Source organism: Parabacteroides sp. AF21-43 (genome assembly GCF_003635435.1).
GTDB lineage: Bacteria > Bacteroidota > Bacteroidia > Bacteroidales > Tannerellaceae > Parabacteroides > Parabacteroides distasonis.
In genome coordinates, this window is sequence record NZ_QTMG01000014.1 from 22,818 (window position 1) to 48,783 (window position 25,966).

Consider the following 25,966-nt stretch of genomic DNA (forward strand, 5'->3'; position numbering starts at 1 on the left):
TCTGTTTTGAAAATCAAAACGGATCAAACACCCCGCAAATAAGAAGTAAGTTTAAACTCTTTTACCTTTTAAATACACACAGAAGCACTAGAATACGCAGGATTACTCTAGTATTAGGGCAACAAAGACAACACAAGAGAGTGAACCTTGCCATTGCTGGCAACTACCTGTTCACCCGAAGCCCAGTTCTCTCCTCCATTGAAATCCGATATTTTTCCTCCGGCCTGCAATAAAATCAAGGCACCAGCAGCTACGTCCCAAGGGCCTAAAAAGGCCTCTATACGGGCATCAAAACGTCCTGCTGCCACATAACACAGTTCAGCGGCGGCAGATCCCATCAAACGGGTACCTCCCGCAAAACCATACAACCTATCAACCAAATGAGCGGCTACCGGACGATAAGCATCAGAGTTATAAGGGAAACCCAACGCAATGAAAGCGTTATCCAGTACTGAGACATCCGATACATGTATCTCATTCCCATCCAAGTAAGCCTTACCACCTTTCACTGCATAAAAACACTCGTCCCTACACACCTCATAGACTACTCCTAACAATAACTCCTTCCGATTTCTTAAAGCGATACTCACGCAATAAGGTGCGATATCATGAATATAGTTTGAAGTACCGTCCAATGGATCAATTACCCAACAATATTCCTCATCGGTCAAACTTCCAGAGCCTTCCTCCGAGATAAAACCAGCCTCGGGTAGCAAAGTAGACAAAGCCTCTATGATCTGTCGTTCCGATTCTTTATCCACATAAGATACATAGTTATGAGCACTTTTTTCCTCCACTAAGTTCCAGTCAAACTTTCGGCGTTCTTCTTTTAAGAATGTCGCAGAAGCACGAGCTATTTCTCGAACCTCCTTACACAAATAGGCTAAATCTAATTCCATACCGTTCATTTTATTTTGGCAAATGTAATGATTTCCATTTATAGTAATCTCATTTTAGCGACAAATGAGACCACATAGAAACGTAAAAATAATACCTATTACGAATTTACCCTAAAACTCTGCCTTTAAGAAATATTATATTATCTTTGTGTTATGTTCAGCTAAAAAGATTGAGCTATGAAAACAATACATTATCTTTCAATCATCATCTTATCATTCAGCAGTCAAATACTTTTGGCACAGAATGATACTTTAGTCGGTGTATTGCGTGACATCAGCGATAAAATAATCAAACGCTATCCGGTCACGCTAGGCAGTCAGAATCCGATCACCGTGAAAACGAACAAACATGGCGTATTCACCATCCCGGGGGCTAACCTGAATGATACCTTGTTCGTCACTATTAAGAAAACAAGAAATATAGTCAAAGTCCCAGTCAACGGATACAATTATATAACCATTACTTTAGAGAATAGCACATTCAACGCAAAGCGTAGTTTTGAACCGGATGAGGCCCTAAAAGAAATTATGGAAAGGGAACGAAACAAAATAGTAAGCTCAAGCGTTATGAATAAAGAAGAGATACAGAAAACCGGATGCCGGGATCTCTATTGCCTGCTACGAAGGATGAGTGGCATAACATTCGCCGATGGTTCCGTACGCATCCGTGCGAGCGTTTCCCTAAACAGTCCTAGTGACCCGCTAGTAGTGGTAGACGGTATACCGATGGACCTATCTGTTCTAAACACGATTCCCGTCGAAGATGTCTCGGAATTAAAAGTATTGAAAGACGCCGGTGAATACGGGGTAAGAGGCGCAAACGGAGCGATCGTCATAAAAACAGGCAAATAAACAAATAAGAAAAAGAGAAACGTATCAATATGAGAGTATGGATTAAACGGATAGGAGTGATATGCCTAATACCGATCGCATTGGTATTGTTACTCTCTATATTACTATATATACCTCCTTTCCAAAACTTCGCGGTACGGAAAGCGACCGAATACGCAGGAAAAGCGACTGGTATGCAAATCGGGATCGAGCAGATTAGGCTATCTTTCCCGTTAGACCTTACGGTTAAGGGTGTCGAGGTCGTAAATCCTCCCGCCGATACCTTGTTGAGTTTACAGAGCTTGACGGTACGGGTTCGTGCCCTTCCTCTTTTGCGGAAGCAAGTATTGGTAGAGGCGATCGACCTCCGGAACGTAAAGGTTAACACCGGGACTATGATTGAAGGTATGGAAATCAAAGGATTCTTGGGAAAGCTTTACCTGCACGCCGATCGTATAGACCTGTCCGAGGAGAAAGCTACATTTAATACCGTAGATTTATCCGATACCGCCATTACCCTTCTATTAAATGATTCAACCTCGAAAGAAGACACGACTTCCACACCTCTGAACTGGGTACTCAAGCTGGATAAAATTAGTTTGGACCGGGTAGCCTTCGCCCTACAAATGCCCTCGGATTCCTTACGCCTTACGGCTTTCGTAAATAAAGCCGGGCTAAATAACGGCCTCGTAGATCTTGGAGCGGAACAATATAAGGCGAGAAACTTTGACATAACGAATTCTACATTCGCTTATGACGGGAATTACGCGGCACCCGAGCAAGGACTCGATTTCTCCCATATCAGTTTAACGAACCTGAACACCTCTATCGATTCCATCTTATATCAAGGAAAAGAAATAAACGCCCACATCAAGGAATTCTTCGTGGAAGAACGTTCCGGCCTTAAGGTTTCGGCATTAGCAGGAAATGTCCGGAGTGACCATGAACAGATAGACGTACCGGACCTACTTCTCCAGACACCAAATTCCGAAGTGAGATTGACAGCGACTATCCCTTGGAGCTCCCTCGAGGATCATCCGCAAGGTAGCATGAAAGCCCTGTTAAACGCCTCGTTGGGGAAAGAGGATTTATTGATAGCGGCAGGTTCTCTTCCGGAGGATTTCAAGAAAGCCTACCCGGACAAGCCTCTCGCTATTACGGCTGGCGTAGAAGGCAACCTCTCCAGTATACGTATCATACAAGGCGATATCATGCTGCCGGGAGCGTTTCAGATGAACGTCACGGGTAGTATGGAGTCCGTGACGGATAGCATCCGGCGAACCGGTGAGATTCAGTTAAAGGCTCGATCCGGTAATCTGGATTTTTTGCTGGCGATGCTTCCCGCCTCCCAACGGGATCAATTTGCCATTCCGGCAGGAATTCAGTTGAAGGGGGAAGCTACAGTCGCAAATCAAGAATACCGCACCGAGCTTGTTCTTACCCAAGATAAAGGCAAAGTAGGTCTGACCGCCCGCTATAATCCGGTAAAACTGGCTTATGAGGCTAATTTACGGATAGACAGTCTGGAACCTACTCATTTCATGCCTAAAGACTCTCTATTTTGGCTGACCGCCTCTGTTAAAGCAGAAGGCCGGGGCACAGATCCTTTCTCTGAACGTACATGGGCCAAACTGGACGGTAAGATATCGGATATACGCTATGGCGCCTCATCGGTATCAGACGTATCCATCGATGGCTCTCTGGAAAAGAACTTACTGAAAGTGGACTTGCTTAGCAAATACCCGTTGGCGAAAATGGATGTCTCCTTAAACGCGACCCTCCACAAGCACGAGGTGAAAGCGATGTTGATAGCGGATGTAGAGAACATGGATTTACAGGGTATGCACTTAATGGCAAATCCCTTCGCCACCTCTTTCCAGCTCTTCGCCGAGGCAGAAAGTAATCTGGATGAAGATAACACGATCGACGTTACGTTAGGAAACTGGGAGGTCGTCACCCCAAAACAAAGTTTCAAGCCGAAAACGCTGACCTTGCATGCCCGGACGGATATCGATACCACCCGTGTGTCTTTCCACGCCGGGGATTTAGGGATCATCCTCACGGGTAATGATTGCATACACCACATCACGGATAAGTTGACTAAGGTATCGAACGATATCACCCTCCAATTGGAACGGGACTCGACTGTCAATCTGGAGATCCTTCGCCCGCTCCTCCCCGATATGTACCTCGAGGTACGGGCAGGACAGGACAATCCGATCTACAACTATCTCCAAACCTATTACGTAGATTTCAAGAGCATCGCCATGAACGCCTATACCTCACCGGAAACGGGTATACGCATGGATGCCTCCATTTACGATCTGGCACGGGATACGATGCAGATCGATACCATCCGGGCGGAGATGCACCAAGATTCGCTCGGACTACTCTATAGCGCCCAAGTGATCAAGAATAAATACAGGCAGCAACAACCTTTCAGCGCCGGGCTGGACGGGCAAATACGTTATGGCTTCGGCGACGCCCGCCTCTATTTCAAGGACGGGAAAGGCGAGACCGGCTTGTTGCTCGGAATCCGGGCCGATAAGATACAGAACGGGGTCAAGTTCCATCTCTTCCCCGATGACCCGATCATAGCGTTCCGCCCTTTCAAGCTGAATCCGGATAATTACGTCGTGGTACGCAGCATGAAGGATATCGAGGCGAACCTACGACTCAGCGGAGATAATAACGCCGCCCTCTGGATACACTCCCAAGCGGAAAGTGACGAGATGGAGGAAGTCCACGCCGAGTTGAACCAGATCGACCTTGGGGTTATCTCCAACGCATTCAGTTATATCCCGCCGATGAAAGGTATATTGAACGCCGATTTCCAGTACGCTCCTTCCGGCTCGGCCTTCATGGTCGTGGCGGATATGAACATTGATGATCTGTATTATGAGAACGAGCGGGTCGGCGAACTCATGTTCAACGCAGTCTATCTACCTTTAGAGCAGGGGAACCATCAAGTGGATATGCACCTTTTCCGGGACCGGAAAGAGGTGAGTGCCATTACCGCCTTATACCAGATGGGCGAGACCGACCATATCAGCGGTAATATAGAGTTCATGCACTTCCCCTTGGATATCGCCAACCCGTTCATCCCGGATGATATGGCGAAAATGGGCGGAGACCTCGATGGTACGCTCGCTATCAGCGGACAAAGCGATAAACCCATGGCCGAGGGATATCTGATTCTCGATACCGCCTCCGTTTATGTAGGCGCCGCAGGTTCTACCTTCCGTTTCGACGATAAGAAGATAGAGATAAAGAACAACCGAATCTTGTTCAACCAATATGGTATTTACGCATACAACAAGAATCCGTTTATCATCAACGGAGAAGTGGATTTCAACGATTTATCCCGCATGACCGCCAATCTTAAACTAACGGCGAATAACTTGCAACTGCTGAACGTTAAGAAAAACGAGGAAAGCCTTGTCTACGGAAAGCTGTTCGTCAACCTGAATTCTACCGTACGCGGGCCGTTGGATGCCTTGACCATGCGAGGGGACTTGCAGTTATTGGGCGGGACGAATATCACCTACGTGCTGAAAGACTCCCCGTTGACCGTGCAAGACCGTATGTCGGACATGGTAACCTTCACCTCTTTCACGGATACTTTACGTCGGCGCATGCCTCGTAAGCCCCCGTTGCCGATGGGAGGCATGGACATGTTGATGACGATCCACATCGATCCCGCCGTACAAGCGAACGTGGATTTAAGTCCCGACCAGTCCAACCATATCAATTTGGAGGGTGGCGGCGACCTTTCCTTCCAGTATACCCCGCAAGGCGATATGTTCTTGAACGGACGCTACACGCTGACGGGCGGAACCATCAAGTACTCCATCCCGGTCATCCCGCTGAAGGAGTTCAACGTACAGGAGGGTAGCTACGTGCAATGGACGGGCAACCCCATGGACCCGACCTTGAACCTTACGGCTACCGAGCGAGTCCGTACGTCCGTCACCCTAACCGGGCAATCATCGCCCCGCTTGGTAAATTTCGACGTAGGCATCGAACTGACCCAACAACTGGAGAACCTAGGGTTGCAATTTACCCTCACCGCCCCGGAAGACATGGCGATGCAAGAGGAACTAACCTCGAAAGGTCCGGAGGAACGGGCGAAGCTGGCTGTCAGCATGCTCGTGACCGGTATGTACCTCGGCGGTGGCGGTGGTGGCGGCAAGGTGAACATGAATATGGGAGACGCCTTGACCAGCTTCTTGCAAAGCGAGATCAACAACATCGCCGGAAGCGCCTTGAAGTCCGTGGATATCAGTTTCGGCATGGAGACATACGACGATAATGGCGACGCCGGAGGCGGTACCCGTACCGACTACTCCTTCCGCTTCGCCAAGCGATTCTATAATGACCGTATCCGTGTGGTTCTAGGCGGCCGTATCTCTACCGGCGAGAACATTAACAACGGGCAGGCGCAGCCGTTCATCGACAACGTATCCGTCGAATACCGGCTGGACAGCAGCGGTTCCCGCTACGTCAAGCTCTTCCACGACAAGAACTACGAGAGCCTGCTGGAAGGCGAGATCACGGAGACCGGAGCCGGTATCGTGCTCCGCAAGAAAATGATGCACCTCAGGGAGTTATTCAACTTCAAGAAAACGAAAGTGAAACCCATAAATGATGAAAAGGAATGAAAAGCATTTTAATATATTTTAGGCGGGACGACTCCCTCGGGCGAGGGAGAGCGTCTAACCCGAGCGGGGGATGGCACATCGCCACCGGGAGCATCCTCCTATCCGTACTTCTTCTCTCCTCTTGCTCCACCACGAAGAACCTTCCCGAGGGAGCGGTCCTATATACCGGTATCAAGAAAATAGAGGTGAAGAACGAGGATAAGACCAAACCCGGCGAAGCCGCCTTGGAAGAGGTCGAGGCCGCCCTAGCCTATCCTCCCAACAACGCCTTGCTGGGAAGCTCCTCGATCCGGATGCCTTTTCCTTTCGGCCTGTGGGTCTACAACGCTTTCGTGAACAAGAAAGGGAAGGTCGGCAAGTGGATCTTCAACAAACTAGCGTCGAAACCGGTGCTGATCACCACCGTGAACCCGGATGTCCGCGTCAAGGTAGCCCGGAACCTATTGAACGAATACGGTTATTTCAACGGAGAGACTTCTTTCGAGGTCATACCCGATCCCAAGAATCCCCGGAAGGCGAAGCTGGAATACAGTGTCACCATGAACGATCCGTATACGCTGGACAGCATCCAATACGTCCATATCCGTCACCGTGCCGACTCATTGATCGATGCCACGATCGGCGATCGTATCCTCCACAAAGGAGAGAATTTCAATGTCGTCCAATTGCAAGCCGAGCGGGAACGCATCTCGTCCTTGCTCCGTAACAACGGATATTACTATTTCCGTCCCGATTTCATCACCTATCAAGCGGATACCTTGTTGAACCCCGGGAAAGTGGCCTTACGGGTGGCCCCGAAGGAAAGCCTGCCCCCCTCGGCCCTCCGCCCTTGGAAACTCGGGAATATATCCGTCTGGCTAAACGGCTATCAGAATGAGACTCCCACGGACTCGATCCGCTATAAGGACCTTACGATCCATTATGAGGGTAAGCTAAGGGTTCGCCCCTCGGTCATTTACAACCGTTTATATTTCAAGCCGGGGGAACTTTATAACCAACGGGCGCAGGAACGGACGCAAACGGCCCTGTCCCGCTTGGGTATCTTCCGTTATGCCGAGTTGCAATATTCCCCCCGTGATACCATGCGCCGCCAAGATACGCTGGATCTGCGGATCAATACGGTCTACGATCTTCCATTGGACGGCGAGCTCGAGTTGAACGTTACCGCCAAGAGCAACGACCAAGTGGGTCCGGGCGCCATTTTCAGCGTGACCAAACGGAATGTCTTCGGAGGGGGCGAGACCTTCGGCGTGAAACTCCGCGGCTCTTACGAATGGCAGACCGGAAACAAGCTGGATGGTAGCAACTCCAAGATCAACAGTTATGAGTTAGGCTTGACTACCACGCTGACTTTCCCACGGGTATTGTTCCCTACATTCAGCAAACGGGACATGAATTTCCCGGCCAGCACCACCTTCCGCCTCTATGCGGACCAGATGAACCGGGCCCGTTTCTTCAAGTTGCTGGCATTCGGTGGTGACGCCTCGTATGAGTTCCAGCCTACCGCCACGTCTCATCATTCCATCACCCCTTTCAAGCTGACGTTCAACTTGCTCCAGCATACCACGCATGAGTTCGACAGCATTACCAACGTGAACAAGGCCCTAAAGAAGAGTTTGCAAAATCAATTCATCCCGGCCATGAACTATACCTATACCTATGATGATTCCCCGATTACCAGTCGCCGGAACCATCTTTGGTGGCAGGCATCCGTTACCCAAGCGGGCCTTGTCTTGGATGGGATTTATGCGTTAGCCGGGAAGAAATTCAATAAAGAGGATAAGGAATTACTCGGCAACCCCTTCGCCCAATTCATCAAGGGAACCGCCGAGATACGTTATAATTACGCCCTCGGGCATAAGCAATATCTCGTAGGCCGATTAATGGCCGGCGCTATTTATAGCTACGGCAACGCCCGTACCTCCCCTTATAACGAGCAATTCTACATCGGCGGAGCGAATAGCATCCGTGCCTTTACGATCCGCAGCATCGGTCCCGGACGCTACTACCAGAACAGCGACAACAATAAATACGCTTACATCGACCGTACGGGTGATCTTAAATTCGAGGCCAACCTCGAATACCGCTTCCCGATCCTTGGCGACCTGCATGGGGCCACTTTCCTCGACAGCGGTAACATCTGGCTGATCCGAAACGATCCGGATCGTCCCGGCGGACAACTGAAATGGGGTAGCTTCCTCAAGGATCTAGCCTTGGGAACCGGCTTCGGCCTGCGTTACGACCTCACCTTTATCGTCATCCGTTTCGACGTGGGTATCGGTCTGCATCTCCCTTACGATACCGGAAAGAAAGGCTATTACAATATCCCGAAATTCAAGGACGGCATGGGTTACCATTTCGCTATCGGATACCCCTTCTAGCTGTTCCATTCCTAGGATTCTGTGGTCTTATCCAAGGTATTTCATTTTCAATAGGTCAACCCTAATTGGAAATGAGATACTTTTGCGCTCTCATTTTAATAACAAACAGATTAATTAACGAACAGAATCATGAAGAAGATTTTTTACTTAATGTTGGTAGCCCTTACTGTGGGTATGTTCACCGCTTGCGACGACGATGATGAGAATACCCCTCAAATCAACAACCCGGAACCCAAGGAACAATGGGGCAAGACGCTTCGAGGCGACAATCAAACCCTACTGGCCTTTCCTGATATCTATGCCGATTATTGGGAATACACCTATTCTTACAAAGATAATCCAAACATCGGCCTTCGTTTGACTGGAAAGTTCCCGAAGTCACGCTTCTTCAACTTCACGGTTTATAACGACGAGACCCAAATAGACGTATCCAGCATTGAAGACGTAAATATCCAACCCGACGACAGCTCCATCAACCCTTATGTAAAGGAAACAGATGACTACGGAGCAAATGGCTATACGATTTACATCATTCCCGCTAACACCCCCGCCAGCGCACGTGCCTCGATGAAGAACGTATGTGAGTTCCCGGAGGATGTCAATATGGTCTCCATTTTCATGCGTCTTTACTTGGCGAAACAATATAGCGGCGATGAGTATGGCGGCGTGGACATGCCTGCTATCCAAGCTTTCGACGTGACTACAGGTGAGGAAGTAGATTTCCTGAAGCGTGAGGTCTGCAACATCCACGAATCGTTGAACTTGCCGCCGATGGATTTCTCCGCCGACCTGCCGCAACTCCCGTTCATGCGTGCCCCGCTGAGCCTAATGTACCCGAACAGCCCGGCAGAATACCTATTCGCCCGCATCAAACTGAACGAAGGGGAGGTAGCTACTTTCCGTTTCATCCCTCCTACGGCTCCTAAAAGCGTAAGCGAATACGCCACCGCCGATGTACGATACTGGTCCATATGCCTTGGGTCAGCCGAGACCTACTCGTATGCCTCTATTTATGACGAGGAAATGCCTAAAGTGGACAAGGAAGGTTTCGTAACCTTTATCATAGCGGACGCCAACTCCGCCAAACTGCCCGATCTCCAAGCCAAGGCGGAAGCCAACGACGGTACATATATACTGACTTGGAACCGTAAGGAGCAAGGAGATGGAATCCTTGCCTTATACCGCAACATGGTGATCAACGAGAATTATCCACATTCCATGCGCAAGCTGATGGAGTCCGTTCCTCTAGCGGCCGCCGGCGGCGATATGAGCGGTTTCAACCCGATGAAGATGATCGCCATGCTCGCTATGGGCAACTGGGGACCGCAAGGCTATAAATTCAGCGAGGACGATTTCTTGAGCGATAGCTTCAATTACGCCAATATCCGAAGAATGAAATAAACCAATAGACATATCGTATTTTCAAGTCCCCTCGTATCCGGTCTTAACCGGAACAAGGGGACTTCCTTTTCACACTCTTATCATAAACCATGGAATTTAGATTCCTTATAGACGGGCGGTAATATAATCAATGATCTGCAGACAAAGGTTTGTGGTCTGCTCGTTCACGTCCAGTTCCGGATTCAGCTCTACCAAATCCATCGACTTAACCAGATTCGTAGACAACATATGATCCACGAAGTTATTAAACTCATCCGGCATCAGTCCCTCACACACACGGGTTCCCGTGCCCGGAGCGAAACGGGGGTCTATGCTATCCACGTCTATGCTGAAATGCACGTTGCGGATCTTCCGTTCCTTCAATTTCCGCTTGATATCCTCAGCTACGAAGCCGATGCCTTTCAGATGGATCGTCTCCATCGTATAGACACTCAGCTTCTCCCGCTCGATCAAATCCCACTCGCCCTCATCCAGACTGCGGGTCCCGACCAAGAATACGTTCTGCGGATTCACCTTATTCCCGGGAGCGTAGATATTCACCAGTTCCTCGCTTCCCATCCCCATCAACGCACTCAAAGGCATCCCGTGGATATTACCACTGGGAGAAGTCTCGCTGGTATTGATATCCCCATGAGCGTCCAGCCAGATAATGCCGAAATCATCATAACATTTACCCACGCCCGAGGCGCTACCTAAACCCAGCGAATGATCCCCGCCAATCACCAAGGGGAACGCTCCTCCACGCAATGTATCATAAACCAACTCCGCCAGATTTGTATTCACCTCCACGATCGCATCCAGATATTTCATGCTGTTACCCCGTACGAACTTATCCGCCTCGCTAACAGGGGGTACATACAAATTACCCAAGTCAAAGGCTTTATGCCCGTTCTTCCGGATCACCCCCATCAATCCCCGTTCCCGAAGGTGGTTCGGGGCACGCTCTACGCCAGCCCGGTCACATCCCAGATTCAAGGGAACACCTATTACATTTATCTTCATACACTAGAATTTAGCGAACGTATCTCGTATAATGCCAATCGCTTCCATCATTTGCTCCTCCGTAATCACCAAAGGAGGCGTGAAGCGGATGATATGATCGTGGGTAGGCTTGGCTATCAAACCGTTTTCCTTCAACGCCAAACAGATGTCCCATGCCGTCTTCCCATCTTTAGGTTCCGTCACGACAGCGTTCAGCAAGCCCTTACCCCGTACTTTCTTAATCATCGGATTATCGATCTTCTCGATCTCGCTACGGAACAATTCACCCATCTTAAACGCATTCTCCGACAAATGCTCGTCACGTACCACCTCCAAGGCTGCGATAGCGACTTTCGCCGCCAACGGATTTCCACCATACGTAGAACCGTGCTCTCCCGGAGCGATCGTAAGCATGATCTCATCGTCCGCCAATACCGCCGAGACCGGACTGACCCCACCGGACAACGCCTTTCCCAAGATCAAGATATCCGGACGAATCCCCTCGTAATCGCAAGCCAATAACTTACCGGTACGGCCGATACCCGTCTGTATCTCGTCCGCGATAAACAACACATTCTTTTGATGACAAAGATCATAGCAAGCCCGCAGATAACCATCGTCGGGCACCACTACCCCAGCCTCACCTTGGATCGGTTCCACCAAGAAGCCTACTACATCAGGATCTTTCAGGGCCTCGGCCAACGCATCCACATTATTATAGGGTATCTTTATAAATCCGGGCGTATAAGGGCCGAAATCGGCGTAGGAACTAGGATCGGTGCTCATGGAGATAATCGTGATCGTACGTCCGTGGAAATTCTCGCTACAAACCACGATCTTCGCACGCTCCGGGGCGACCCCTTTCCGACGGTATCCCCAACGGCGGCAAAGCTTCAAGGCCGTCTCTACCGCTTCGGCCCCCGTATTCATCGGCAAGAGCTTATCATATCCGAAGAACTTACAGGTAAATTCCATGTACTCACCCAGTATATCCGCATGAAAGGCACGGGATACGAGCGTAAGCTTCTCCGCCTGCTCCATCAGGGCCTTCACGATCTTAGGATGGCAATGTCCTTGGCTCAAGGCAGAATAGCCAGACAAGAAATCAAAATAACGTTTTCCTTCCACGTCCCACACGAACACGCCTTCGCCTCTTCTGAGAACGACCGGCAGGGGATGATAGTTGTGGGCACCATACTTCTCCTCTCTGGTAATGTAATCTTCCGGTTTCATACTATAATTGAGTTTAAATGACTGTCATATTGTAAGCGTTTACATCGGGATAGCTCAAAGATAAACATTTGCGGCTAACCAATTGATTACGGATATGTATGTTAAGAAACATATCCACAAAAAAGAAGGGATGCCCCGCTCTCCCCAAGGAGAAACAAGGGCATCCCTCTCACGTCAAACAAACAACGCTTAGTTCCGTATCCGTACCTTATAGGTCTGGTCGGCTATCCGGACAAGATAGACTCCCGCGGGAAGAGCGTGTCTTGTCTCGCCGGGAACGACCGCGAACCGGGCACGACTAGCACCCGACAGGCCGACAACCCATGCCTCAGCCGGACGATCCGCACGGATATGGAGGGCGTTGGCAGAGGTCCAAACCGCTATGCCTCCCTCTACCGAGGCATTCGATGTCGGGACATCCGGGGTATCCGGGGTGTCGGGTGTGTCAGGATAATCGGGATCCACCGGCCCAGATTTGGGCGTATAGCTTACCACGAACGGGCTGAAGCTGGCAACGGAGATCTCCATATAATCATCCTCTAATGTCAAATTGTTATTACCCTCGGAATACACGTCTACCACGCCGTCCGAGCGGAGGTGGATAATCACGATATCATGTTGGGTTTTATTTACGCCTTCCGGATACGGGATACGTACCGTCACGATATCGGAGGGCTGCACGGGAGTTACGGCGGTAGTGGTGGATGCGTCGGTAGCGGAAATCGTGGTCGTCACCTTAACCAAGGTCACTTCCATCACGATCTTCGGGGCATCAGGAGCGATACCCGCATCTTGGGCGGCAGCTTCCGCTTTCTCTTCAATCTCAGCCTTTTTCGCTGGGTCTTCTATATCTTCCTTCACCAAGCGGAGGCTGGAGAGTTCCGTATCCGATGGCAGGGATACGGCATCGGGGATGATCACGATCGGGTTATCATCCGTTGGAACATTCGTTCCCTCCTGCCCTTCCTTTTCCTTGGGAACGGCTGGCGTACCGATCTCTTCCGGGATTACGGGAGATTGCAGCTTAAAGGTAGCGGTTATCGTCAAGTCGTCGGTACCGGAGACGGTAATATTCCCAGATGCTAGCGGGTCATCATTCACTTTGTAACTCACGAATTCGTACTTTGGCAAGGCCGTATGTGCCAAGCTCAACTCAGTACCAACGGGTACGGCATCACCGGATTTCACGCTCACTTCCTTACCCTCTTTTGTATAAGAAACGGAGATCGTACCGCCTTCCGGCTGCAGGATCTTGACGTAATATTCCGACTCGGGAAGTACCGTGAAGTTTACCTCATACGTACGCTTGGTCTGTCCATCCTCGGCGGTAACGACCAAGGTAGCCTTGGCCGATCCACTCTCGAGCGATACGGTAGCCGTGAACGATCCTGTCGGTTCTACGGAAACAGGCGATCCATTCACGAGCAGCTCAGCCTTCGCATCGACCAGCTGGCCGGATAAGGTGAGGGTAGCCGATTTCTGGGTGGAATTTGGGAGCAGCACCTCATATTTCATCGTAGAGGCAAGAAAACCGGGAAGCGGGGTAACCTCCCCACTTCCTTCCTTATACGATAGGGAACTCAAACGGGCTTCCGAGGACAGAGCCACGAGGATAGGCTCAAATTTCACCTCAGCCTCCACCGTATAGGCCGGCATCAAGAAGTAGGTCGTACCATCTTTCTCTTTCTGCAACGGAACAGTATTGGTTTTATCCCCGACCTTCCCGGATACCTTCAAGGAGCCGAACACCATTTGGTAGCCTTTGTTGGGGGTGGCGGCAATCGTCACCTTCGTACCGGAGGCGACCTCGCCGCCGGAAACAATCGAACTACCCGGAGCATCGGCGGTACTCAAGGTAAGCGTACCGTTCGCCGGGTTGGCGAAGGTGACGGTGGACTGGATCTTCTCGTACTCCACCTCTACCGTGACCGGGAAGTCCGGCATGGTGAAGGTGTAGAGGTAGGCGATACCGCTACTGGCATCGGGCTTAAACGTAGCCGGTACCGTTTCGGAGGGCGTACCCGTGCGGTAAACCTTCGGGTAACCGGAAGCCATTCGGTAGCCGTCGGCGGGGGTGACGGTAATCGTCACCTCGGTGCCGGAATGCAAGGTCGTAGGGGATGTGAGGGTCTCACCGTCCGCCGAGATCGATAAGGAGGCAGATCCTTCCGCGGGAGCCTCGAAAGTCAACATGAAAGGAAGAGCGGGGTAGTCGGGACGGGCCTTCGTCTCGATCCCTTCCTGCGCCCGGGCGGTCATCGAGAAGACCGCCAGCAGGCATACGAGCCATAAACTAGTATATTGTTTCATATCAAAGCGCTATTTTATAAGTGATGTTATTGATTCGAACCATGTAAATACCGGAAGGCAAAGCCAAGCGGGTATCGCCGGGGACGATAGAGGCGGCGTAGACGGTACGTCCGTCGGAGCGTACCACGGTAAGCGCGGCGGCCTCCCCGGAATAGACATGCAGCGCACCGTCGGCGGCCCAGATACGGACAGCGGCGGTAGCGGTAGCGATCTCGTTGGCGGTCACCACGGAGCCATCGCACACACCCACGCTACGAACCAGCGAGCGGGTGACGGCATTGGCGGTGATGTATGCCTCGAAAGGCTTCAGCACATAATCCGCCTCCTGAAGGTCGAAGCGGGTACCCTCGGCATTGAGCACGTAGATACCACGGAGCGTAAGGTTGGCGAGATTCGGGTTCGTCCGGAAGAGGAACACGCCGTTCTCGAGGGCATCGCCGGAAGCGACCGTAGCCGTAGCCGGTATCTCGATCGGCGCGTCGGAGGCTGTTTGGCTAAAGGTTACCCGAGTCAAGGCTGCGTCGGCGGCCAACAGATAGGGGCTACCGGCGGTGAGATCGACCCTTTTCCCGTAAAGGACAGAGACCTCTTCCCAACCTTGGGCAACGGCCTCCTTAGCGGTGTAGCCGGTGGCGGCATAAAGGATTAGCCCACTACCATATTCCGCAGAGGCTGTCAATTCGATAGGGCTACCGAAGGTCGTCCATTTGTTATTCAGCGAACGGTTGGTTTTGAAAGTCTTGGACACCTTCAGCGCATTCGTTGTCACGACCTGCGCACCCTCCTCCAATGTCAACTCAAAGACGGACGCATTCTCGCTATCGACGGTAAGCACGCCATCGGATTTAACGATGACACTCTGTGACAGGCCGGCCTCGGAGAGATTCTGATTGCCGGAGATCTCGACCTCTTTCCAATCACTCACCTCCGTAAAGGTCGTTACCCTACCATCCGCCTCGGGAGCAGGGAAGCGATCGATTGCCGTGCCTTCGCTATCGAGGCCTTTCTGCGGGATAAACGTACTAGCTTTCATCTCCCAGAGCTTATACTCCTCGCCCGCCGTAACGGTAGTGGCTAAGGTCTTGTTGTAGCGTTTTACTTCGATGGGCTGGGATGAGCGAGGCAGAAACCTTATCGTAGCGCCAGCATCTCCCGCCTCATCCGTGAACAGACATTCCATCCAAGCATTGGTAAGGGTACCGGTGTTATGGATAGCGGTGTGGGCACAATGGAAAGTGGTATAGCCATTTACCGGATCAAGCACGCTGAAGGTGCCAGAGTTATCGAGGCAGTAATGCATATCGGACGAGCTGCTGTTTTCAATGCGGAAGCTGCTGCCCGACAGCCTCAAGGTGCCTTTATTGATCAAGGTAGAGGCACCGGACGAGCCGAGGATCGAACCGGTCTGCGCAATTGTCAGATCGCAACCTTCGTTGACGGTCAAGGCAGCACCGTCGGTCGGGCGTATCGTTACGTAATTCAACGTCAGCGTCGGGTTGCCGGTAGCGGTGGCGACGATGAGCTTGTTGGCGGAAGGGCCTGGGGGTGACGATATTTTGCCGTTGAAACGGGTCTCCGTTCCGGCTCCCTTTTTATAACTCCATTTGTTGTTGGAGTAGAAGAGCATGAAGGTCATCGTATCGCTAGAAGACAAGGGCAGTGACAACAAGGACCTCAGATAGGAGGCAGACGACAAGCCGGACTGGCCGGGGATAATAGTACTCGCGTAAGCTGTAGGCAGACCGTCAGCGCCATAGCCGGCAATAGCTTTCAGTTGCGGGAGCAGGCCGTTCTCGGCGGTACCGATGGCGGTGAAGGCTTGTGTATTTTCGGGGCCTGCCCAAGCGGCGATCTCGGCGGCGACATCATCGAGGTAAGTGTCGGCACCGTTTGCCTTATCGCTACCTATGTTATCGGTAGGGACGGCTAGCGTATTATCTCCTATCGTCAGTTGGATCATGGTACTGGCGTAGTTGTCGAGAAGGGTAACTTTATTAGTAGGTGGATCAGATCCGACAATCCGACCGGCCTGTTTATCCGACGTATTTCCTAAGGCTTTCACGCCGGCGGTAGTTAAGGCGAGGCAATTCTTTATCGTTATATTAATGTTTCCAGCAAAAGCTTGCCCCACAATACCACCTGCGGCAGCTATCCGGCTGTCGCTGTTTGATCCTGCAGAAACAGCGCCTGTGGCAAAACAAGATTCAATCGTCGTTTTCTCAGATAGTCCGGCAATGCCGCCAGAATAAGCATTAGCAGCGGAAGATTTAGCGATTATCCACCCTGTCGAATAGCAGTGCGATATGCTACAATTACCGCTACTATAGGCTCCGATACCGCCCGCATACGCGGCATCGCTAGAACCAGAACCGGTAGCAGTAACACGGATATCCTCCGTATTGAAGCAGGAAACGATAGAAGAGCCATTATTAGTCGCTACGATTCCACCACCACGACCCATCTTTCCGGTCATAGTGACAGCTCCCCTGTTTGAACAAGCGCTAATCACCGAACCTTCAGAGTAACCGGCAATTCCACCGAGAGACCCAGAATTGCCGGTCACAGAAAAACTAACCTTGCATTGATTATGGCAATTGATGATTTTTCCATTCTTTACATAACCTGCCACGCAGCCAAGATAGTAAGCGGTGTCTTGAGCATTAGCAATAGTTGTCAAATTAATATTGTCAGATCCTGCCATCGTCAGATTCCGCACGGTCGCTCCATACAGATAACCGAAAAGGCCGATATAGTAAAACGAGGCCGAGGAGATCGTCATTCCGGTAATCGTATGGCCGCCACCATCGAAGGTGCCTTGAAAGTAGTAACGTGCATCGAAGCCTTTATAAGTCCCTATCGGTATCCAATTAGCCTCGAAGCCGCTCGCCACGCCTTGGGCAGGTTTCGCCAGCGAGATATCGTCCGCAAGCGTAACCGTACAGTCTTTGAAGCCCTCGGAGGCGGGATAGGAATCGGTATAGGTTTTATCGGCATCGGCGATTGTCTTCCCGTTATTCGTCACCCAAGCGATCCACGCGAGGCCGCAGGCGGTCTTGACGGTGTAGGTAGTGCCGGAGACGGCGACATCGGTGCCAGTCGGGCCGACATTGGCTAATTTGGCGTACTCGGGCCAGTCGGCGGGGAGAGTCGTCATGCCTGAGAAGGAGACTAATTTATCTTCCGTTGCCGTAAAGACGGTTGTTCCTTTCGAATCCATCAGTTGTTCGTTGCCCAGCCAAAGGGTGTAGCCGGTGTTCTTTGTGACGTTGATGGCGAAACCCTTCTTTTTACCGTCGGTGGTGAATTGGATAGCGGGATCGAACGATTGGCCGCTGGCGTCTTTCACCTCGAGCGTCTGGCCACTCGTTGGGGCGGTGGCGAACTGCCATTGGAGGAAGGGGGATTTCACTCTAGAGCTTCCATAAATTGCGTCTCCATCTTTATCTTCCGAAGAAACCGTTACTTTCGCGTCTTCGGTAGCCGAGAAAGCACCCCAATTGTCTAGAAACACAGCAACAGCTTCCGCCGTGACAGTTATCTTGCCTTTGATGGTGGTATTTATAGCAGAACTAGTAGAGTACAGATATATTCCATATGATCCAGTTCCTTCCGCGGCGATATTCAATCCGGCGGTGCCACCATCCAGAAGCAGGATGCATCCTTGGTAGTTATTAATCACATCCTTTTTCGCTTTCAGGTTACTGGCAGAGTTGCCTGTCGCTTGGATACAGAACGGTTTACTGCCCTCCAGATAAAATAATGAGCCGTCGGCAGTAGTGGAGGTCAGGTTTAGCCCATCCAATTTTAGGATCGGGTAGCTGTCAAGATTATTCGCGTCGGCTATCGCTTTCTCGCTTTTGATATTGATCGCGCCCTGCTGCCAGTTTGCGTTCGTGCCCGTCAGCGTACCGGAGAACTCGGTGTCGGTGCCATTAGTCCCGATCTTGTAAAACCAAGCGTAATCGGTCGAGCCGGCGGTTTTCGGTTTATAGGTGAGGGTTAGTTTATCAGTAATACTAGTACTAGCCACGTCAAGCGGCTGTGGCTGCGCTTGCGCTCCTGCCATTGCCGGCCCCCATAGGGCCAGCGTCAGGATACAGAACATCCGCATGGCGGCCCGGAGGGAGAGCCGCGCGGATATCTTTCTAGAAAGATAAAATTCGTTCATATGGATTCGATTTTAAGTGTTTGACAATTTGCTAGGCTCAGATCTCGTCCGGGCTCTCGCTATCGCCGCCGGGGTTCTCGGGTTCGGGCGTAGGGTCGGGCGTGGGATAAGGCTTGTCGTCGGGCTTGGAGGGGCTGGTGGGACCTCCCTTGGCGGCGATGAGGTTCTTATACTTGCGGAAGATCTGGTTCACGGTGTCGATGAAGGCGTTGATGGCCTCGGTAGGCTCAAGTACGGCGTAGGCGTTGACACGCTGGATGATGAGGTCGAGGGTCTCGTCGGTCGCCTTGCGGGCCTTGGTGGTATCGGTCTTCACACGGGCGGAGTACTCGTCGGTGCGGGTGATGTCGAGAGCCTTGTAGGCATCGTTCAAGGTTTTCAACTGGGCCACGTAGGTGTCGAGGTGGAGGGTCTTGAGGGCTTCCGATACGTCAGCCTTGGCGAGGTCGAGCAGCAGGCCGTCGATCAGGGCGGTCTCCTCGGCGTAGGCCTTGGCGTAGATCTTGTCGTAGGCCCGCAGCACGCTGTCTACCAGCAGGGCGGGGGTACGCAGGGTCTCGTCGGGGCATACCTTATAGGAGCCGTTCATGGAGTAGATGAACTGGAGGGTCTTGTCACGCTCCTTGTCTTTCGCCTCCAGCTGGGCGGTGGAGGCGCTCTTGGTGACGCGGTTCACGCACTCCGCCTCCCGGTCGATGCATTCCTTGTAACCCGGGGCGAGGGCCTCCAGATGGAGGGCGGCCACGGTCGTATCCAAGATACGGGCGTAGATCTCGTTGTTCATGTTCATGTGGCCGGCGTTGGTCAACGCGGTCTTCGATACCGATCCGATTTGTTTCGCTAAACTCATACTGTTTGTTGTTTTTTCGTTAATACTTTCCTCTTGTCCGCAGACGTAAGGTTTCCTACAAATGCAGGATAATCCCTTTGATAATCATATATTTTTCTATCAAACAATGCCTACGGGTGTCGAAATCTCTCCCGAGACATCGGAAAGGACCGCTATGGTCGTAAGGATCGCTCCGGACGCCTCGGGAGAGGCCACTACGACCATAGGGATCACTCCAGAGGCTTCGGGAGGTGCCGTTACGGTCGTGGGGATCGTTCCGGAGGCCTCGAGAGGGATGGCTACGGTCGTAGGGATCGTTTCCGAGGTATTTCGCTAGTCCGTCGCTTTCGTAAACCGGATCGGCCAGTCCAACGGCTTGGTGGTGTAGACCGGGAAGATCCATTGCTCATGGTTGGTGGCTTTGTTGCGGCCGAACCAACTGTCTCCCTCGTTCAAGTCGTTCTCTTGGTCCACCCCGAAGCGGTACGGCGGGTTCTCGCTCTTCAATTTATACTCCTTGCTTCCCCAATAGGCCGGGAATTGCTCGTCGATGGAGTAAGGAAGCGTCATGTCGGTACCGGGCGAGGTGGCGATCACGTAGTATAGGTCATCGCTCTTCCCCTTGCGGGCGATGCCCACGCCGGTGACCGGTTCCTTATGGCTGTCGTCGGGCGAGAACTTCAAGCAAACGTAATGGTTATCGATCGCGTCCCACATCATTCCCGATTCGGCATCCTGCCCCCACGGTTCGAAGCCGTGCTTGCGGGCGTCGTCCTCCTTCATGAAGCGCATGTGGTAGATGGGGCGGCACTCGTCCTTGAAGTCGAGGGCTACCCACCAGAGCTGGTCGGCGTTATCCCCCACGTCGAGGTACTCGTGGGCCGAGGTATCGAGCATCTTGCCGATCCGCGAGTCGTTCGGTCCCTTGGTATTCAGCACCAACGGACTGTAGATGCGTTCCTTGCCGTCCGGCCCGGTGAAGACACGTTGTCCGGCGGGATCCCCGTGATTGTCCTTCCCGGTACGCATCATGAAGTCGGCCAGGATCAGCTGCGGTTTCTTGGCCAGCTTCGAACGCGCCTCCACGTAGGAGTCCAGATATTTCTTCAGCGCATCTTGCCGCGCGTAGTTCTTCGTCAGGTAATACAGGGGGACCAGGAAGCAACGGGTGGTATCGCCCCTCGGGCCGTAGCTTACGAGGTGGAGGTTGCTGTTCTCGTCGGCGATGGACTTGTCCCAGCTCTCGAAGTCCACGGAGGCGTTGCCGCCGGTGATGATCATGATGCTCTCCTCGGACATATGCTCGTTCAGCTCCGACTTCGTATAGCCGCCCCCGGCGCCGATCTTGCCGCCGTGGGTACCCATCACGCGGTAGTAGGTCTGGAGCCAGTTCTCGTTCTCTCCCGCCGGCGACGACGACTTGGCGGAAAGCTCCGCCTCGGCGGCGAACACCGTCTCGTCGTAATAGAGGTTCTCCTTCCGGCTGTAGATATAGGTATAGCTCCCGCCGAAGACACCGCCCACCAGCACGTGGGTGCCGTAGGTGTCGTATAGATCGTAGATGCCCTTCTGCGTGTTGCCGTATCGCTTGTAGAGGTCGCTATTGGTTTCGTTCAGCAAGCGCGAGGCGGTCGTGGTGAGGAACGGCAGGAAGACGTCGGGATTGCTGGCGGAGGTATAGATGGCGGTGGCCATATGCAGCTCCACCATCGGCTTGACATGCACGTCCACGTGATACTCGAAGCGGTTGGACGAGGTCTGGTTATGCTGGAACCGCTGGTCGAAGGAGCCGGAGAAGAGTTTCGACCTCGTAGGCGTAGGAGCGCCTTGGTTCGTGAAGCCGAGGCTGCTCACCGAGATGCCGAGCTCCTGCCACATGTTGTCCACCATCTCCTCGTAGTCCACGCCGGAGCGTTCCCGTCCCCACGACTCGGCGTGGGGGGTCTTCACGAAAGCCTCCGTGCCGTACATCAGGTCGAAATCTAGGAAAGGCTCGCTAGGGGCGGCGAAGATATCGCCCGCCGTGTTCACCGTCTTGCCCACGTTGTGCATATAGCTCGGGGCGTTATCCGAAGCTGAGCTTTCCAGCTTGGGTTGCGACACGAGGAAGAGCGTGTCCGTCGCCGCCTCCCCCGACTTGCTGGCGATCCCCCGCAGGGCGATCTTCTCGAGGAAAGGCTTACGCTCCACCTCCTTCTTGAGGTTGAGCACGAGGAAGCGGCTCTCGGCCCCCTGCCTCATCTCCCAATCGAAATACTTGCCGCTGAACTCGAAGTCGCGGATACGATCATTGTGCACCGGGATGGCGATCTCGCCCTCCCACGGATGGATGATGAACAGCCGGTTGCCGTCCGACTCGTCGGAGAGGTTGAACTCCGCCACACGCTGGGGGACGTACACTTCCGTGTCGTCGTCGGAACATCCCGTGAGGAAGGCCGACACCACCAGCGTCAAAATACCGAAAAATAAAGATTCTCTTCTCATACTGATTCTTCTTAGATAAAGGTGTATACTCTATATTATAATGTAGGGAGTTCGCCTCCCCATGACCCTATTCGATCGCCCGTACCCATTCGTCCATGCCCTTGGCGGCCTCCGGCGGCATCTTCTGTTTCAGCCGGTAGCGGGTGGTGTGCAAGCTTCCGATGGAGATAGACATCTTGTCGGCGATCTCCCGGTTGCTCAGGTTCATCTTGATCAGCATGCAAAGCGTTTCCTCCGCCGGCGTGATCCCCGGCACCCGCTCCCTAAGCGTCGGCAGGAAACCCGGATACGATGCCCGGAACGATCGGTGGAACGATCCGTTCCCTTTTCGCTCCGGATCGGCGGGAAGGCACGAGGCCAGCAGGTGCTCCTTCCGTATCGGGCACTCGGCGGCGTGACGCTCCAAGTGTTCCGACAGTACGTCGAACCGCTCGTCGATCCGCCGGCGCAGATGCTTCCATGCGAACACCCAGCAGCCCCCGCAGAGGAGGAGCGCCAGCAGCCCGCACATCATCAAAATCCGTAAGTATGACCCTTCCATTACTACTTCGTTTTTGTTTCTCAAAGGAAACCATTCCTATCCTTATACGACGAATTCTTTTTTGAGCAATCCGCTCAACAAGTCCTCAACAACGCCCTTATCCGCACGAAATGCGATCATCAATTTAATTGACACGCCGCTCGGGGCACCGGTGGTACGGACAAGTCAAAGGTACGCCGCCGGGCCTTCGGACGGATAAAAAACCAATAGATGATTCAATCGATTTATACCCCGGGACACGCTATTTTCCATGAAAAACGGCGTATATTCGCGATAAACCATAAAATCCTACGCAGATGAGAGACATCACGCATTTCCTGCTAGCCACCCTCCTCTCGCTAGCCACCCTCGCTTGCCGGCACGACACGCCTCCCGCGGACGGCTCCCTCTCCCGGCAGCTTCCGCCCGATACCAAGGAGATACTCCGGCAGCTCAACGACCGCGACAACCGGGAGGAGGCCTTGCGCCTCGCCGACAGCCTCGCCGCTCTTCCCCCTTCCGACGACCCGTGGCTAGAGATCCGTATCGCCCAAGCGGTAGCCAACACGCTCTATAAATTCCGCCGCGACCCTTCGGATGCGATCCGTGTGCAAGAAAGGGCCCTCGCCGTCTATCGCCTCCACCCCGATGCCGCCGACGATCCGGCCGACCTGCTCTCTACCCTCGGCCATTATTACCGCCGCAAGGGAATGCGGGAAAAAGAGGTGGAAGTCATACAGGAAGCCATGGACTGGTGCGTAGCCCACCCCGAGAAGCTCAACCGGGGTTTCGTCTACACCTTCGCCGACCTCTCCTCCACCTATAGCGACCTCGGATTGTACGACAAGGCTATGGAGGCCATCTCACGCTCCATCGACTACTCCCTCCAGTTGGATAGTTTTACCATCAGCGACCTCTACCGGATGAAAGCCGGGATATTCTGGGAGCTGGAACAGCACGACTCTACCTTATATTACGCACGGCAGGCCTTAAAGAGAGGGGAGGAGCTGAAAGAGAACGCCTATGTCCTCGCCGCCAAAAACATACTTTACAATTATTACTACGAATATGTGCCCGACTCTATCCCTGCCGCCCTCGAAGGGTACAAGGAATTGATAGAAGAGGAAGAAGCGATCTCCGCGGGGTATCAAGATCTTTTCAAATTCATGCTGGGGGCCTGCCTCGTACGCGACGGAAAGCCGGAAAAAGGCTTCCCCCTGATGGAAGAGGCCTACGCTCTCTACAAGAAATACGAGGCGAACGATATGATGGATTGGACCGGACGGCATTTGCTCAACCTTTACGCCCAACAAAAGAAGGGAGACAAGATGGCCGAGATCTACCCGGAATACAAGGAGATACACGACTCGTTGCAACTGGCGGAGAAACAGCGGTACGCCATTGGTGCCAACGTACGCTACGAGACCGGACGGAAGGAGCAGGAGAATCGGGCCTTATCCGCCGAAGTGGCCTTGAAGGAACGTTCGCTCGTTTATACGCGCGTCATCCTGATCCTAGCCATTTGCCTGCTGACCGGGATCATTGTCTACGCACTCCAACGTCGCCGGCTTCACCAACGTGAGCGGGAGATCCAGCGTCAACGACTGGATAATCTCCTCGCTACCCAACAAGAACTGAACCGCCGCAATGAGCGACTGAGCGCCGAGCTGGAGCAAGCCGCCCATAACGAGGTGATCGACAGCGTACGCCAGAAGCTCAACCCCTCCTTGCTGAGCGGCGAGGACGAGTTGCGGTTCCGCCAATCCTTCGCTGCCCTGTACCCTCGCTTCCTGCCCGGCTTGCGTAAGGACTTCCCGGAACTGACCAAATCCGACGAACTGCTCTGCATGCTGATCTACCTGAAGCAGAGCACGGACGAGATCTCGTTGGCCTTGGGCATCTCCCGTCCCAGCGTCAACTCCGGACGCAGCCGTATCCGCAAGAAACTTGGATTGCAGAAAGAGGAATCCTTGGACGAATTCCTGCAAAAAAGATAATCCCTCCTTTCCGGCGGCTGCCACCCGAAGGTGGCATGCTTGCCGGAAAGAGGGGATCAAGGGCGGATCAAGTACGAACCGCTACGCATAGCCGATAAAGGCCGCTTATAAAGTTGTCAGATAATTTTTCAGCGGATTGGAGTACATCTCTAAGATCTTCTTACGTAAGAACGCCTCATCCTTGTTCGGAAGGACGATCTTATCCAATTGTCCTTGCAAGTATTCCTCGAATTGCTTCTTATCCTTCGGACCATAATGTTCTTGGAAACGACGAGTGCCGTTCAGTAAGTCATACGCCACGTAATTGCACGGATAGAAACGATAGTTCTTATAGATCTCCCGGTCGATAACGGACGCGATAGCGCTTACCAGCTCATTCTTCTCCATATCCTTGTCCAGTTTAGCCAAGGAATCATTGATCGGGGAAGTGATCGTGAAGTGGACACGACCCTTATTATTCAGGATACCCGTTTCCATGCTCAACAAATCATCCCGCTGACATTTCACGTAATCCGGATCATCCCGCTTCATCTGGAATTCTTTCGCCTTCAAGAAATCGCAAGGATCAAACTCGTAGGAGATAGCGACCGGTACGATATTCAAGTCCATCAAATTCAACAACAGATTATCCTTATCGCCGCCGATACTCAACATCTTCAATACGCTACCCTGCGTACGATCGTCCGAATCCTTAGCACGTCCCTCACGCTGGGCGATCCATACAGACTCGTTCACATTCTTGATCGCATGATGGATATAGGCGGAAAGCGTCTTGCTGACCTCCAACATCTGACGAACAGAAACACCACGCTTCACAATAAAACTATTGTTCAAGCGTACCAATGTCTCGATCCACGGACGGATTAAAAGATTGTCGCCGATAGCGACCTGCGTCATACCATACCCCACATCATATAACATGACATTCAAGAAGGAGGCATCCAATACGATATCCCTATGGTTCGAGATAAACGTACAGGCCGCCTTATCTTTCGGCAGACGGCTACGCCCTGAGATAGTAAGCGAGAAAGTAGTATTTTTCGCCACCGTCATTACAGCGTCATAGGCCAGAGTAGATTTAAACTCCTCCTTCGTCTTGCAAGCACGCATGGCAACTGAGAATTCCTCCCAATTCAAATTCGGCTTTATGTAACGTAAAGCCCGCTCGAAATCCTCATTGGCGACCAATTTTTCAATCGCGTCCTTCACCTCACTGTTGTTCAGCGGACGGATGTCGTCGAAATTAGGGGAAACTGTTTCTGTATCCATAT

The 25,966-nt window shown here is 52.3% G+C and carries 15 protein-coding genes; 6 read left to right on the forward strand and 9 right to left on the reverse strand.

Going from position 1 to position 25,966, the window contains the following annotated elements; translation table 11 throughout:
* Positions 1–113: 113 nt before the first annotated feature.
* Positions 114–899, reverse strand: a complete 786-nt coding sequence (locus DWX84_RS11355) for an inositol monophosphatase family protein (RefSeq protein WP_048927990.1) — start codon at positions 897–899, stop codon at positions 114–116.
* Between the two features lie 177 nt (positions 900–1,076).
* Between DWX84_RS11355 and DWX84_RS11360 the strand changes: the two genes are divergently transcribed.
* The 4 genes from DWX84_RS11360 to DWX84_RS11375 all read left to right on the forward strand — a co-directional run bounded on the left by DWX84_RS11360 (position 1,077) and on the right by DWX84_RS11375 (position 10,173).
* Positions 1,077–1,751: a TonB-dependent receptor plug domain-containing protein gene (locus DWX84_RS11360; protein ID WP_048927898.1), complete on the forward strand. Its 675-nt coding sequence runs from the start codon at positions 1,077–1,079 to the stop codon at positions 1,749–1,751.
* Positions 1,752–1,780: 29 nt separating this feature from the next.
* A complete protein-coding gene (locus DWX84_RS11365) occupies positions 1,781–6,391 on the forward strand; it encodes a translocation/assembly module TamB domain-containing protein (protein ID WP_048927897.1) in 4,611 nt (1,536 codons plus the stop codon).
* Positions 6,388–8,772 carry a BamA/TamA family outer membrane protein gene (locus DWX84_RS11370; RefSeq protein WP_083434128.1) on the forward strand — a complete coding sequence of 795 codons (2,385 nt, stop codon included), beginning with the start codon at positions 6,388–6,390 and terminating at the stop codon, positions 8,770–8,772. Before DWX84_RS11365 ends, DWX84_RS11370 begins: the two co-directional genes overlap by 4 nt.
* A gap of 129 nt (positions 8,773–8,901) precedes the next feature.
* The gene (locus DWX84_RS11375; RefSeq protein ID WP_048927896.1) at positions 8,902–10,173 is read left to right on the forward strand and encodes a hypothetical protein; all 1,272 of its coding nucleotides are present in this window, start codon (positions 8,902–8,904) and stop codon (positions 10,171–10,173) included.
* Positions 10,174–10,278: 105 nt separating this feature from the next.
* Here the strand turns inward: DWX84_RS11375 and rocF are convergent, their stop codons facing one another.
* From rocF to DWX84_RS11400, 5 genes are all read right to left on the reverse strand, one after another.
* Positions 10,279–11,175 carry an arginase gene (gene rocF, locus DWX84_RS11380; protein WP_005861034.1) on the reverse strand — a complete coding sequence of 299 codons (897 nt, stop codon included), beginning with the start codon at positions 11,173–11,175 and terminating at the stop codon, positions 10,279–10,281.
* Positions 11,176–11,178: 3 nt separating this feature from the next.
* Entirely contained in the window at positions 11,179–12,387 is a 1,209-nt protein-coding gene (gene rocD / locus DWX84_RS11385) for an ornithine--oxo-acid transaminase (RefSeq protein WP_048927895.1), read from the reverse strand.
* Positions 12,388–12,576: 189 nt separating this feature from the next.
* On the reverse strand, positions 12,577–14,697 hold the full coding sequence (locus DWX84_RS11390; RefSeq protein WP_048927894.1) for a cadherin-like beta sandwich domain-containing protein: 2,121 nt from the start codon (positions 14,695–14,697) through the stop codon (positions 12,577–12,579).
* A gap of 1 nt (position 14,698) precedes the next feature.
* The gene (locus tag DWX84_RS11395; RefSeq protein WP_121960966.1) at positions 14,699–18,865 is read right to left on the reverse strand and encodes a hypothetical protein; all 4,167 of its coding nucleotides are present in this window, start codon (positions 18,863–18,865) and stop codon (positions 14,699–14,701) included.
* A 37-nt stretch (positions 18,866–18,902) separates the two neighbouring features.
* Entirely contained in the window at positions 18,903–19,715 is an 813-nt protein-coding gene (locus tag DWX84_RS11400) for a DUF6261 family protein (RefSeq protein WP_048927891.1), read from the reverse strand.
* A gap of 106 nt (positions 19,716–19,821) precedes the next feature.
* Here DWX84_RS11400 and DWX84_RS11405 point away from each other — a divergent pair, with 106 nt between their 5' ends.
* Positions 19,822–20,031: a hypothetical protein gene (locus tag DWX84_RS11405; protein WP_048927890.1), complete on the forward strand. Its 210-nt coding sequence runs from the start codon at positions 19,822–19,824 to the stop codon at positions 20,029–20,031.
* Here DWX84_RS11405 and DWX84_RS11410 read toward each other — a convergent pair.
* Positions 20,028–22,178, reverse strand: coding sequence for an MAC/perforin domain-containing protein (locus tag DWX84_RS11410; protein ID WP_121960967.1), 2,151 nt, complete (start codon positions 22,176–22,178; stop codon positions 20,028–20,030). The genes DWX84_RS11405 and DWX84_RS11410 overlap by 4 nt on opposite strands.
* 67 nt (positions 22,179–22,245) lie before the next feature.
* Positions 22,246–22,719 (reverse strand): helix-turn-helix transcriptional regulator, encoded by a 474-nt coding sequence (locus tag DWX84_RS11415; RefSeq protein WP_121960968.1) that lies wholly within the window; start codon positions 22,717–22,719, stop codon positions 22,246–22,248.
* Between the two features lie 587 nt (positions 22,720–23,306).
* Between DWX84_RS11415 and DWX84_RS11420 the strand changes: the two genes are divergently transcribed.
* Positions 23,307–24,695, forward strand: a complete 1,389-nt coding sequence (locus DWX84_RS11420) for a hypothetical protein (protein WP_227154209.1) — start codon at positions 23,307–23,309, stop codon at positions 24,693–24,695.
* A gap of 105 nt (positions 24,696–24,800) precedes the next feature.
* On the opposite strand, the gene DWX84_RS11425 is transcribed toward DWX84_RS11420, so the two are convergent.
* A complete protein-coding gene (locus DWX84_RS11425) occupies positions 24,801–25,964 on the reverse strand; it encodes a 1-acyl-sn-glycerol-3-phosphate acyltransferase (protein ID WP_009018407.1) in 1,164 nt (387 codons plus the stop codon).
* Between the last annotated feature and the right edge of the window lie 2 nt (positions 25,965–25,966).

Bases quoted from the DNA above. Each gene is read 5' to 3' on its own strand.
- DWX84_RS11370 (WP_083434128.1), top strand. From the start codon at position 6,388: ATGAAAAGCATTTTAATATATTTTAGGCGGGACGACTCCCTCGGGCGA.
- DWX84_RS11360 (WP_048927898.1), top strand. From the start codon at position 1,077: ATGAAAACAATACATTATCTTTCAATCATCATCTTATCATTCAGCAGT.
- DWX84_RS11400 (WP_048927891.1), bottom strand. From the start codon at position 19,715: ATGAGTTTAGCGAAACAAATCGGATCGGTATCGAAGACCGCGTTGACC.
- DWX84_RS11365 (WP_048927897.1), top strand. From the start codon at position 1,781: ATGAGAGTATGGATTAAACGGATAGGAGTGATATGCCTAATACCGATC.
- rocF (WP_005861034.1), bottom strand. From the start codon at position 11,175: ATGAAGATAAATGTAATAGGTGTTCCCTTGAATCTGGGATGTGACCGG.
- DWX84_RS11355 (WP_048927990.1), bottom strand. From the start codon at position 899: ATGGAATTAGATTTAGCCTATTTGTGTAAGGAGGTTCGAGAAATAGCT.
- DWX84_RS11390 (WP_048927894.1), bottom strand. From the start codon at position 14,697: ATGAAACAATATACTAGTTTATGGCTCGTATGCCTGCTGGCGGTCTTC.
- DWX84_RS11375 (WP_048927896.1), top strand. From the start codon at position 8,902: ATGAAGAAGATTTTTTACTTAATGTTGGTAGCCCTTACTGTGGGTATG.
- DWX84_RS11395 (WP_121960966.1), bottom strand. From the start codon at position 18,865: ATGAACGAATTTTATCTTTCTAGAAAGATATCCGCGCGGCTCTCCCTC.
- DWX84_RS11415 (WP_121960968.1), bottom strand. From the start codon at position 22,719: ATGGAAGGGTCATACTTACGGATTTTGATGATGTGCGGGCTGCTGGCG.
- DWX84_RS11405 (WP_048927890.1), top strand. From the start codon at position 19,822: ATGCCTACGGGTGTCGAAATCTCTCCCGAGACATCGGAAAGGACCGCT.
- rocD (WP_048927895.1), bottom strand. From the start codon at position 12,387: ATGAAACCGGAAGATTACATTACCAGAGAGGAGAAGTATGGTGCCCAC.
- DWX84_RS11410 (WP_121960967.1), bottom strand. From the start codon at position 22,178: ATGAGAAGAGAATCTTTATTTTTCGGTATTTTGACGCTGGTGGTGTCG.
- DWX84_RS11425 (WP_009018407.1), bottom strand. From the start codon at position 25,964: ATGGATACAGAAACAGTTTCCCCTAATTTCGACGACATCCGTCCGCTG.